Source organism: Aquimarina rhabdastrellae, assembly GCA_947387485.1.
In the GTDB taxonomy this organism is placed as follows: domain Bacteria; phylum Bacteroidota; class Bacteroidia; order Flavobacteriales; family Flavobacteriaceae; genus Aquimarina.
This window is the reverse complement of record CANDNT010000002.1, coordinates 70,732-83,190: the sequence shown is the minus strand read 5'-3', so window position 1 is coordinate 83,190 and position 12,459 is coordinate 70,732. Positions and strand designations below refer to the sequence as shown.

Sequence of the window (12,459 nt, the reverse complement as noted above, 5' to 3'; positions counted from 1 at the left end):
GATAATTTTTTGAACAAATGAGAGCATAGTTTCTAAATTTGACTGAAATTTTATAACCAAATAAAAGCTTGAAAAATGAAATATACAGTATTGCCTAATACAGATTTGAAAGTGAGTAAAATCTGTTTAGGATCGATGACTTGGGGAGAACAGAATACCGAAGAAGAGGGACATGCACAATTAGATTATGCTTTTGATAAAGGAGTAAATTTTATAGATACTGCAGAGTTGTATTCTGTACCAGCAAAGAAAGAGACGCAAGGAAGTACAGAGCGTATCATTGGTTCATGGCTTAAAAAAACAACTCATAGAAGAGAAGATATTGTAATAGCTTCAAAAATAGCGGGACCAGCAGAGTTTACAAAACATATTAGAACGGGAGGGTTTGCAAAAGAAGAGATTAAAGATGCGATTAATAAGAGTTTAGAACGTTTACAAACAGATTATATAGACTTATATCAATTGCACTGGCCAGAACGAAGTACTAACTTTTTTGGTCAATTAGGATATATACATAATGAAAAAGATCCTTGGGTAGATAATTTTGCAACAGTACTTGAAGCACTTGAAGAATTTATTCAAGAAGGGAAAATAAAGCATATAGGATTGTCTAATGAAACACCTTATGGATTATTTAGATACATAGAAGAGAGTAGAAAAGGAGCTCCAAAAGTAATTACAGTTCAAAATCCATATAACTTGTTAAATAGAAAAGACGAGGTAGGATTAATTGAGATTATGCATAGAGAAGGTGTAGGACACTTGCCATATTCACCATTAGGTTTTGGGATGTTAACAGGTAAATATCTTGAAGAAATGCCACCTAATGCTAGAGTAACGTTATTTCCTAACTACAATAGGTATCATAACGAGAATTGTTTTAAAGCAACAAGATTGTATAATGAAATAGCTAAGAAAAATGATATAAGTTTAACACAAATGTCATTAGCTTTTGTAAATCAACAACCTTTTGTAACAAGTAATATTATAGGAGCTACTTCGGTAGAACAATTAGCAGAGAATATAGGTAGTATTGATGTAACACTATCAGACGAAATCATTAAAGAAATTAATGAAATACATCATCAAATACCTAATCCAGCACCTTAAAAATTAACCAAATAAATAAGAAGCAACATCTTCTATCTTAGCAACCAAATGTACTTTGATAGCAGTGTTTTTAAGCGAAATCTTATTGTATTTTGAAACAAATATAGCAGAGAAACCTAGTTTCTCTGCTTCTTGTATACGTTGTTCAATACGATTTACAGGACGAATTTCTCCAGCCAAACCAACCTCTGCAGCAAAACAGTAATCATTAGGAATAGAAATGTCTTCGTTTGAAGAGAGAATAGCAGCTACTACAGCAAGATCTATAGCAGGATCATCTATAGAAATACCTCCAGTAATATTTAAGAAAACATCTTTTGCACCTAATCTAAAACCAGCACGTTTTTCTAAAACAGCCAAGAGCATATTTAATCGTTTTACATTATACCCTGTAGCACTGCGTTGAGGTGTACCATATACAGCAGTACTCACTAAAGCTTGAATCTCAATCATTAAAGGACGCATTCCTTCAAGAGTACCAGCAATGGCGGTACCACTAAGTTCCTCGTCTTTTTTAGAAATTAAAATTTCACTTGGATTATTTACTTCACGCAAACCAGTGCCTAGCATTTCATAAATACCTATTTCAGAAGTAGAACCAAAACGATTCTTTAAAGCACGTAAAATACGATAGACATGATTGCGATCTCCTTCAAATTGCAATACAGTATCTACCATGTGTTCAAGTATTTTAGGACCAGCTATATTTCCGTCTTTAGTAATATGTCCAATCAAGATAACAGGAGTAGCAGTTTCTTTTGCAAATTGAATTAATTCTGTAGTACATTCTCTTATTTGCGAGATTGTTCCAGCACTACTTTCTATATAATCACTATGTAACGTTTGAATAGAATCTATAATAACGATATCAGGATTAGTAGCTTCAATTTGTTTAAAAATATTTTGAGTTTTAGTTTCTGTAAGAATAAGACAATTATCTGTTTGAGAAGGTATACGTTCTGCACGCATTTTAATTTGTTTTTGACTCTCTTCTCCAGAAACGTATAATGTTTTATAAGGGAGTTGTAAACTAATTTGTAGCAATAAAGTACTTTTTCCTATACCAGGTTCTCCACCTAATAGCGTAAGTGATCCAGGAACTAACCCTCCACCTAATACACGATTTAATTCTTTATTATCAGTATTATATCGAGTATCTACAGTGGTATCAATTTCGGAAACTTTTAAAGGCTTAGGTAATCTTTTTTGAGACAAAGATGTAGTGTTTTTCCAATCTTTTTTATCTTCTTTTTGTATAACTTCTTCGGCAATAGTATTCCATTCTTTACAAGAAGTACATTGTCCTTGCCATTTGGCGAAAGAAGTACCGCAGTTTTGACAGAAAAAAGTAGTTTTAGTCTTAGCCATAGTCCAAAATTTGAAGTAAAAATACTATTATTTATTATAGTCGATAGAAAACATTTATAATATTAGTGTGTATAAAAAAAGCTCCTAGAATTAGGAGCTTTCGAAATATAAAAATGATGTTACCACCCAAAATCTTCTTTTATTTTTTCTACTTTTTCAAGCATGTAATCTTTGGTTAAAAAAGCTACTTCTTCTTGTAAGAATCCATTTTCGTATGCTCTTAATGCTTTCTTAGGTTCACCTATTTGCTCATAATAAATTCCTAAATAGTAGTTGCCTAACATAGCATCTGGATGCTCTTTAAGGGCTAGCTTTCCTAAAGGCTCTAAATCATCCCAATTCTCTTTCTTCTCTAAAGCACTTGAAATAGCAATAAAATCATTAATACGTATTTGTCGTTTTATACCATAAAGCTCTTCTGTAGTTTTATAAATATCTACAAGATAATCATAAGGAGATGTTTCTAATTTTAAGATAACTTCTTGATATGTTTTTCTACTAATAGGACGATACATCTCAAAGATTTTTTCTAATGAACGAGGAATACCTCTTCCTACTAATGTGTAGTGAGACGAGTTTTCAAAATTATCAAAAGTATAATGTAGTTTTGAATTATCTATAGTGGCCAAAGAATCATTTAATTTCAAAGTATTTTTCATGATATTGTTGGCATCATTTGTTGCTGTAGCCATATAAAACCATGTCTTTTTTGAAGTACTAGCAAGTTTACTTTGAATCCTCTCATTCATATTAGGAGCTAACTCAGGGCTTAAATTGATATATCCTTGAAAAATCGGATTATCTTTAAATAAGAAATAATTGATGAAATTAGCTGTATAATCGTGACCAACAATGATTTTGAACTTTGCAGTACGATAAGTTTGATCTAAATAAGGAATTAATTCTTGACCGATAAATTCATAAAATTCGGCTCCTTTATTTGCTGGAAGATATTCGGCTAAATCGTAACGACAATCTTCTTTACGTGTTTTGGATTGTATAATACCTACAACAATAGATTCAGGCATATCCTCCCAATAAGAAAAATAGTCAACATTACCAGCAACAGGTTCAAATAGATGATCTCCATCTAAAACAAGAATCACGGGGTATTTTTTATCTACATTTTTATCGTAATTACGAGGTAATTGAATTTTTAATTTACGGTCTTGATCTAATTTTATGGATCTGTAATCTTCATAGATTGTTTGTCCAAAAGACTTAAGACAAAGCACCATGCAAAGAATTAAAAAACTGAATTTTTTCATTGGGTAAAAAAATGATTGTGGTTAAGTGAGTGACAAGATACTAAATTATTTCGGTCTGTTTCTGTTGACTATTGGTAGAAAAAGAAAAGATAGACCACCTACAACAAGATTCATTAAGGTTTGAGAACCCCATAATATCCAACCAAAAGCTTCTCCAGCTGGTCTATCTATACTAGAGATGGCTAGGGTAGAGGCAATAGCTATGGGAAATAGACCTATACCTCCGTTGGTAGTAGTCATAGCAACAGAGCCTGCAATAAATGCAATTAAAGTTGTACCAATATCGAGATTTGCAGTTTCAGGGATAGTATATTTAATAACATCAAAAACAAAAATATAAAGAATCCATATCATAAAAGTGTGAAAAATATAAGCTCCTTTACGTTTTAATTTTAAAATACTCTTGATGCCATCTAAGATCCCTAATCCAAAATTTCTTAACTTGACTAAGAAAGGATGTGTAGCTTTATTTAGTATTTTTAAAAAAACAATACCGAATAAAATAAGTAAGAGTAATGCTCCAAGGGTAATTAGAGGATTAATATTGTTTTTTTCTAAGTATAAAAATAGATATTCAGACTTAAAAAAAGCAGCTGTAGTTATGACTAGAAGTAACATAACTAGATCTAATACTCTTTCTGTAATGATAGTTCCAAAAACTTTTTCAAAAGGAATATTTTCATAAGAACTTATCGTTCCACCTCTTAATAGTTCACCTGATCTTGGGATACCTAAATTAGCAACATAACCAATCATTAAAGCCATAAAGCTATTAGAAAGTTTTATAGAGTACCCTAAAGGAAGTAAAGCTATTTTTGAGCGATAAGCACGAGATAAATGGGATAATAACCCTAAACATATAGAAAGTATAATCCATAAAGGATTTGCTTCGAGAATATAGGATAACGTTTTTTGTCTCTCTTCTGGTGTGGCAGAAGAAATTGAGTAAATAATTAAAAAAACTCCCAACAAAAGCGGGAGTATGATTTTTAGTATTTTACGATATTTTAAAGGGATCGTCACTATTGTAATAAGTTATTAGCTTCATTAGGAAAAACTAATGACGGTTTAAACTTTTTTGCTTCTTCAATGTCCATCATGGCATAAGTAATCAAAATTAAAATGTCACCTTTTGCTACTTTACGAGCAGCAGCTCCATTTAATGTGATTTCACCACTGTTTCTAGGACCAGGAATAGCATAAGTTTCTAAACGTTCACCATTATTGTTGTTAACAATCTGAACTTTTTCTCCTTCAACAATATTAGCAGCATCCATAAGATCTTCGTCAATAGTAATACTACCAATATAATTAAGATCAGCACCAGTTACTTTAACTCTGTGGATTTTGGATTTTACAACGGTTACAAGCATGGGAATAAGTTATTTAGTTGAGTGCAATATTATCAATGAGTCTTACGTCTCCAGCAAAAGCAGCGATAAAAGCACGGTATTTTTTGTTTTCTTCTTTTTTTGTTATTGATTTTAAGGTAGATGAATCTGCAATTTCAAAATATTCTAATTCAAGTTCGACGTTATTTTTAAACTGCTCTTCTATCCAATTTTTCAAAGATACAACACTTTTTGTGCCAAAATTATTTTTTATTTCTATTAAAGTGTTGTAAATCAAAGGCGATTCTTTTAGTTGAATAGGAGAGAGCCTTTTGTTTCTTGAGCTAAAAGCTAAACCACTTTGTTCTCGATATATTTGACAACCGATAATTTCAACTGACAATTTTTCAATTTCGACTAGCTTTCGTATAATTTGAAGTTGTTGAAAATCTTTTTCTCCAAAATAAGCTTTGTGAGGAGAAACGATTTCAAAAAGGTATTTAATGATAGTACCTACACCATCAAAATGTCCGGGTCTAAATTTACCTTCCATTTCATGTTCGATACCTCCAAAATCATAATGAATAGCTGTAGGAGAATCACCATAAATATCTTTAGAAGTAGGACAAAAAACAATTATATTTTTATCCAAATCTGAAAGTAAATGGATATCTGATTCTAAAGTTCTAGGATATTTTTCTAAATCTTTAGGATTATTAAACTGTGTGGGATTAACAAAAATACTAACAATTACAATGTCATTATTATCCAAAGCTTCCTTTACCAAAGCTAGATGGCCTTGATGTAAAGCCCCCATAGTAGGTACAAAACCAATAGTTTTATTTTCTTTAAGAAAGCTTGCAACATCAGCTTTTATATCTCGTTTGTTATGGTGTACTTGCATCGCACAAAAAAATTAATAGCGAGCAAAAATAAGATATTACTGGCAGACTGCATAAAATTTCGTAATTTTGCGAAAATTTATTCATAGGGGACGATAATAAAGCGACTATAGTATATGAAAGATAAGAGGATATTATATGTATCATCAGAAGTAATACCTTATTTACCAGAGACAGAAATTTCATCAATGTCTTTTGAGGCACCGAGAATGGTAAATAACAAAGGAGGGCAGATTAGAATTTTTATGCCAAGATATGGTAACATCAATGAAAGAAGACATCAATTACATGAGGTGATTAGACTTTCTGGGATGAATCTTGTCATTAATGATTTAGATATGCCTCTTATTATTAAAGTGGCGTCAATACCTAAAGAGCGTATGCAAGTGTATTTTATTGATAATGAAGATTACTTTAAGAGAAAAGCTACGCTTACAGATGAAGAAGGTAAGTTATTTCCAGACAATGACGAACGTGCTATTTTCTTTGCAAAAGGAGTTATTGAGACAGTAAAAAAACTGAATTGGTCTCCAGATATTATCCATGTTCATGGATGGTTGGCATCATTATTGCCATTGTATTTGAGAAATTATTATGGAAACGAACCTCTTTTCAGCGAAAGTAAGATTGTAACTTCAGTATATAATCATGGATATGACGGAATCTTAGATGCTAATATGAAGGACAAGATTAAGTTTGACGGGATTGCAGATGAAAAAGTAGATGTTTTATCTGAACCTACATATGATAATGTAATGAAAGTGGCAATTGATAACTCAGATGCAGTAGTAATAGGTTCTGAAAGTATATCGGATGATCTTGTAAAGTACATAGAAAATATTGATCAACCTGTATTAGAATACAAAGCTCCGAATGAGTTTGCTTCTGCATATGAAGCTTTTTATACTTCTGAGGTGCTTGAATAAGTACTAAAATTTTATGACAAATTTGAAAAAAATAATACTAAAAATAACAGCTATGGTAGTTGTTATTTTTGCTTTTGCATCATGTGATGAGGATTTTAACTCTATAGGAACAAACATAGTAGATCAGGTTAATTTTAATGCTAGTTTGTATGATGAAGCTACTGTTCAAGTTGAAAATCAATTAATACAACGAGTTCAAACAAGCGGATTACCAGGAAACCTATTAGGAATCTATGAAGATCCAGTATATGGTAAATCTACATATAATGTATTATCTCAAGTAGAATTGGATCGTCAAAACCCGACTTTTGGAGACAATGCAGTATTAGATAGTGTAGTGTTAAGTTTGCCGTATTTTTCGACAAGTAGTACTGAAACAATTACAGATTCTAATGGAGAAACAGAGGTAATAACTACGTATACATTAGATTCTATCTATGGAAACTCTCCAATGAAATTAAGTATTTATGAATCTAACTACTTTTTGAGAGATTTTGATCCAGATAATTCAGACGCAGAACAAAGACAGGTTTATTTTGCAAATGATATTAACGCAAGTATAGAAAACCAAGCAATGGGAACTTTACTATATGAAGAAGCAAGTTTTGTTCCTTCATCAAATGAAGTTATTTTATTGACACCTGATGATAATGATGAGGATGATGACCCAGAAGTTACTAGAATTGCTCCTAGATTTAGAGCTAAATTACCAGTAGATTTCTTTACTACAAAAATATTAGATAAAGAAGGTGAACCAGAATTAAGTAATGTTAATAACTTTAGAAATCATTTTAGAGGAATTTATTTTAAAGTAGAAGATCTAGGAGGAACAGGGAATCTTACATTGTTTAATATTAATGATGCTGATATTATTTTGTATTATAGTTTTGATAATGAGAATGATGATGGTACTGTTGATAGAGAAAATGGTACTTTAGAGATGAATTTTGCTAACAATATTGTTAATCAGATACAAAATGATACTGATATTTCAACAATTGTTAATGATGATCACATTTATTTAAAAGGAGGGGTAGGGTCAATGGCAACTATAACGCTTTTTAATGAAGATGAGTTGGAAGAGTTGAGAAGTAATGAGTGGTTAATAAACGAAGTAAATCTAACATTTTATGTTAATAAAAATGAAGTAACGGGAGGGGCATCAGAACCAGAACGTATTTATTTATATAGTTTGGAAAATAATTTACCTTTAATAGATTATTCATTAGATCCTTTAACTAATACTAATACACCAGTGGATTCAAAAACTAGACATTTGGGAAGATTAGAAAGAGGAGAAAATGGAGAAGGTGAATTTTATAAAATAAAAATAACAGATCATATCAGAAGAATTCTTAACGAAGATGTGGACAATGTAAAATTAGGATTGGTAGTTTCGCAGAATGTAAATATAATTACAAATGGAGAGGTGGAAAATGTATTAGACAATAATGGGCAGGAAATTATTGAAGAAATACCATTTGCTTCAACGCTTTCTCATGAAGGAACTGTGTTATATGGACCAAACCATTCTGATGATACAAAGAAATTGAAGTTAAATATTTTTTATACAGAATCAAATTAATCAATCGAGATAAAATATGTGTGGAATAGTAGGATATATAGGGCATAGAGAAGCTTATCCAATCGTTTTAAAAGGATTAAAAAGATTGGAGTATAGAGGTTATGATTCAGCAGGAATAGCTTTGTATGATGGAGATGAAATGAAATTATCTAAGACGAAAGGGAAAGTTGTAGACCTTGAAAAACGTCTAGAAAGTGAAATAACTACTAATGGAACGGTAGGGATTGGACATACTAGATGGGCTACACATGGAGTGCCTAATGATGTGAATTCACATCCACATTATTCAAATTCAGGGAATTTAGTAATAATTCATAATGGTATTATAGAAAACTATGAACCATTACGCCAAGAATTAATTAATAGAGGATATTCTTTTACATCTGAAACGGATACTGAGGTTTTAGTAAACTTAATAGAAGATGTTAAAACCAAAGAGAATGTAAAATTAGGAAAGGCTGTTCAGATTGCTTTAAATCAAACTGTAGGAGCATATGCAATTGCAGTTTTTGATAAGAATAAACCTGATGAAATAGTTGTGGCTAGATTAGGAAGCCCTTTAGCTATAGGTGTGGGAGAAGAAGAGTTTTTTATAGCTTCAGATGCGTCTCCATTTATTGAATATACTAACAATGCTATCTATTTAGAAGATGGAGAGATGGCTGTAGTAAGAAAGAAAAAAGGAGTAAAGGTCAGAAAAATACAAGACGATAGTCTTGTTGATCCATATGTTCAAGAATTAAAAATGAATCTTGAGCAAATTGAAAAAGGAGGGTATGATCATTTCATGCTTAAAGAAATTTATGAGCAACCTAATGCGATAAAGGATACCTATAGAGGTAGAATGCGTGTAGAAGAGGGGATTATAAAAATGGCAGGAATTGATGATCATATTGATAAATTTTTAAATGCTAGACGTATTTTAATCATTGCTTGTGGAACTTCGTGGCATGCAGGTTTAGTTGGAGAATATATCTTTGAAGATTTAGCTAGAATACCTGTAGAGGTTGAATATGCATCAGAATTTAGATATCGTAATCCTGTGATTTATGAAGATGATGTAGTTATTGCAATTTCTCAAAGTGGAGAGACAGCAGATACTATGGCGGCTATTAAGTTAGCTAAGGAAAGAGGAGCGTTTGTTTTTGGTATTTGTAATGTTGTTGGATCTTCTATTTCTAGAGAAACTCATGCGGGAGCGTATACACATGCAGGACCAGAAATTGGAGTAGCATCTACTAAAGCATTTACTACTCAGATTACAGTTCTTACTTTAATTGCATTGCAAATGGCTAAGAAAAAAGGAGTAATTTCTACTTCAGATTTCTTTATGCATTTACAAGAATTAGAAAGAATTCCAGAAAAAGTTGAAAAGGCATTAGAAGCAAGTGACCATATTAAAGAAGTAGCCGAAATTTATAAAGAAGCTTCAAACTGTCTTTATTTAGGTAGAGGATTTAACTTCCCAGTAGCTTTAGAAGGAGCATTGAAATTAAAGGAAATTTCTTATATCCATGCAGAGGGATATCCAGCTGCAGAGATGAAGCATGGGCCAATTGCCTTAATTGATGAGCAAATGCCTGTAATAGTAATTGCAACTAAGAAAGGGCACTACGAAAAAGTAGTGAGTAATATCCAAGAAATAAAATCACGTAAAGGAAAAATTATTGGAATTGTTACAGAAGGTGATGTGACAGTGAAAAACTTAGCTGATCATGTAATTGAAATTCCAGAGACCATGGAATCAATGACGCCATTATTAACAACAATACCCTTACAATTATTATCATACTATATAGCAGTGATGTTAGGTAAAAATGTGGATCAACCACGTAACTTGGCAAAATCTGTTACAGTAGAATAATAGATATAATATAAGATAAAAAGCCCTTAAATTTTTAAGGGCTTTTTTTATATGAAAAATAGAATTAAATAAGTTTTCTGAAGGAAGAATAGAGCATCTTAGAAACCAGATATATACTAAAGAAAAAAAACAAAAATAAAAGAGGTTATTTTTTCATTTTAAAAAGTTATATTTGCAGCCTGAAAGGAAAATTTTTCTTTCTAAATGATAAATACTAAACATTAAATAATTTATATAATGTCTCAAGTTACAGGTAAAGTATCACAAATTGTAGGTCCAGTAATCGATGTAGAGTTCGCGGCTGGTACTGAATTACCAAAAATTTACGATTCGTTAGAAATTAACAAAGCAGACGGTAGTAAGCTTGTATTAGAAGTACAGTCTCATATTGGAGAAGATACTGTTCGTACTATAGCAATGGACTCAAGTGATGGGTTGAGTAGAGGAATGGAAGTAGTAGCTTCTGGAGCTCCAATTCAAATGCCTATAGGAGGAGATGTTTACGGTCGTTTATTTAATGTAATTGGAGATGCGATTGATGGATTAGGAGATTTACCTAAGGCAGGTAAAGATGGTTTACCAATCCACCGTTCAGCACCAAAATTTGAAGATTTATCAACTTCTACTGAAGTTTTATTTACAGGTATTAAAGTAATTGATTTGATCGAGCCTTATGCAAAAGGAGGAAAGATTGGATTATTTGGAGGTGCTGGAGTAGGTAAAACAGTATTGATTCAGGAGTTGATTAACAATATTGCAAAAGGTCATGGAGGACTTTCTGTATTCGCAGGAGTAGGAGAAAGAACTCGTGAAGGAAATGACCTTCTTCGTGAGATGTTAGAATCAGGAATTATCAAATATGGAGATGATTTCATGCATTCTATGGAAGAAGGAGGATGGGATCTTTCTAAAGTTGATAAAAAAGTAATGAAAGATTCTAAGGCAACATTCGTATTCGGACAGATGAATGAGCCACCTGGAGCACGTGCTCGTGTAGCTTTATCAGGATTAACTATTGCTGAGTATTTCCGTGATGGAGCAGGAGATGGACAAGGAAAAGACGTACTTTTCTTCGTAGATAATATCTTCCGTTTTACGCAAGCAGGTTCTGAGGTATCAGCTCTTTTAGGTCGTATGCCTTCTGCGGTAGGATACCAACCTACATTAGCAACAGAGATGGGTGCGATGCAGGAACGTATTACTTCTACAAAGAAAGGGTCGATTACATCTGTACAGGCAGTTTATGTACCTGCAGATGATTTAACAGATCCAGCACCAGCAACAACGTTTGCTCACCTTGATGCAACAACAGTATTATCTCGTAAGATTGCTGAGTTAGGTATCTATCCAGCAGTAGATCCATTAGATTCTACATCTAGAATCTTAACACCAGAGATCTTAGGAAAAGAGCACTATGATTGTGCACAAAGAGTAAAGGTTCTATTACAACGTTATAAAGAATTACAAGATATTATTGCAATCCTTGGTATGGAAGAATTATCTGAAGAAGATAAATTAGCAGTATCAAGAGCAAGACGTGTACAACGTTTCTTATCACAACCATTCCACGTAGCAGAGCAGTTTACAGGATTAAAAGGAGTGCTTGTAGATATCAAAGATACTATCAAAGGATTTAATATGATTATGGATGGTGAATTAGATCACTTACCAGAAGCAGCATTTAACCTTAAAGGTACTATCGAAGAAGCTATAGAAGCTGGAGAGAAAATGTTAGCTGAAGCTTAATTCGACTAACAAATATTAATTAACAATTATCAGTTAGATATGTATTTAGAAATTGTAACTCCAGAAGCTGTATTATTCTCATCAGAAGTTGATTCTGTTGTAGTGCCAGGTCTAAATGGAGAATTTCAAATGTTGAGTAATCACGCACCTGTTGTTTCTATTTTAGTTGAAGGAACAGTTCAGATTCATACACATACAAAGCAACATTTAGAATTAAGTGAGCTTTCAGGGAAATTAGTTCCTCATGCAGATGATGATAAGATTTTAACTTTAGCAATCAAATCTGGAACACTGGAGATGAAAGATAATAAAGTTATAATATTAGCTGATTAATTCGATATTATATTATAAAAGTATAA

At 32.1% G+C, this 12,459-nt stretch carries 11 protein-coding genes; 6 read left to right on the top strand and 5 right to left on the bottom strand.

Features of this window, described 5'->3' with window-relative positions; translation table 11 throughout:
- Positions 1-75 precede the first annotated feature (75 nt).
- Entirely contained in the window at positions 76-1,110 is a 1,035-nt protein-coding gene (locus ACYEKI_RS04980) for an aldo/keto reductase (protein WP_459210069.1), read from the top strand.
- 3 nt (positions 1,111-1,113) lie between these two features.
- Here the strand turns inward: ACYEKI_RS04980 and radA are convergent, their stop codons facing one another.
- From radA to panC, 5 genes are all read right to left on the bottom strand, one after another.
- Entirely contained in the window at positions 1,114-2,478 is a 1,365-nt protein-coding gene (radA, locus tag ACYEKI_RS04975) for a DNA repair protein RadA (RefSeq protein WP_459210068.1), read from the bottom strand.
- 119 nt (positions 2,479-2,597) lie between these two features.
- Complete coding sequence (locus ACYEKI_RS04970) at positions 2,598-3,716, bottom strand: alpha/beta hydrolase (protein WP_459210067.1); 1,119 nt, start codon at positions 3,714-3,716, stop codon at positions 2,598-2,600.
- Between the two features lie 75 nt (positions 3,717-3,791).
- On the bottom strand, positions 3,792-4,769 hold the full coding sequence (locus ACYEKI_RS04965; RefSeq protein ID WP_459210066.1) for a lysylphosphatidylglycerol synthase transmembrane domain-containing protein: 978 nt from the start codon (positions 4,767-4,769) through the stop codon (positions 3,792-3,794).
- Entirely contained in the window at positions 4,769-5,119 is a 351-nt protein-coding gene (gene panD / locus ACYEKI_RS04960) for an aspartate 1-decarboxylase (RefSeq protein ID WP_459210065.1), read from the bottom strand. The genes ACYEKI_RS04965 and panD overlap by 1 nt, the downstream gene beginning before the upstream one ends.
- A gap of 13 nt (positions 5,120-5,132) precedes the next feature.
- Complete coding sequence (gene panC / locus ACYEKI_RS04955) at positions 5,133-5,981, bottom strand: pantoate--beta-alanine ligase (protein ID WP_459210064.1); 849 nt, start codon at positions 5,979-5,981, stop codon at positions 5,133-5,135.
- A 114-nt stretch (positions 5,982-6,095) separates the two neighbouring features.
- Here panC and ACYEKI_RS04950 point away from each other — a divergent pair, with 114 nt between their 5' ends.
- The 5 genes from ACYEKI_RS04950 to ACYEKI_RS04930 all read left to right on the top strand — a co-directional run bounded on the left by ACYEKI_RS04950 (position 6,096) and on the right by ACYEKI_RS04930 (position 12,433).
- Positions 6,096-6,905: a glycogen/starch synthase gene (locus tag ACYEKI_RS04950; RefSeq protein WP_459210063.1), complete on the top strand. Its 810-nt coding sequence runs from the start codon at positions 6,096-6,098 to the stop codon at positions 6,903-6,905.
- Between the two features lie 13 nt (positions 6,906-6,918).
- Entirely contained in the window at positions 6,919-8,490 is a 1,572-nt protein-coding gene (locus tag ACYEKI_RS04945) for a DUF4270 domain-containing protein (protein WP_459210062.1), read from the top strand.
- A gap of 16 nt (positions 8,491-8,506) precedes the next feature.
- Positions 8,507-10,354, top strand: a complete 1,848-nt coding sequence (glmS, locus tag ACYEKI_RS04940; protein ID WP_459210061.1) for a glutamine--fructose-6-phosphate transaminase (isomerizing) — start codon at positions 8,507-8,509, stop codon at positions 10,352-10,354.
- Between the two features lie 237 nt (positions 10,355-10,591).
- Complete coding sequence (atpD, locus tag ACYEKI_RS04935) at positions 10,592-12,100, top strand: F0F1 ATP synthase subunit beta (protein ID WP_459210060.1); 1,509 nt, start codon at positions 10,592-10,594, stop codon at positions 12,098-12,100.
- 39 nt (positions 12,101-12,139) lie between these two features.
- Positions 12,140-12,433: a FoF1 ATP synthase subunit delta/epsilon gene (locus tag ACYEKI_RS04930; protein WP_459210059.1), complete on the top strand. Its 294-nt coding sequence runs from the start codon at positions 12,140-12,142 to the stop codon at positions 12,431-12,433.
- Positions 12,434-12,459: the final 26 nt, after the last annotated feature.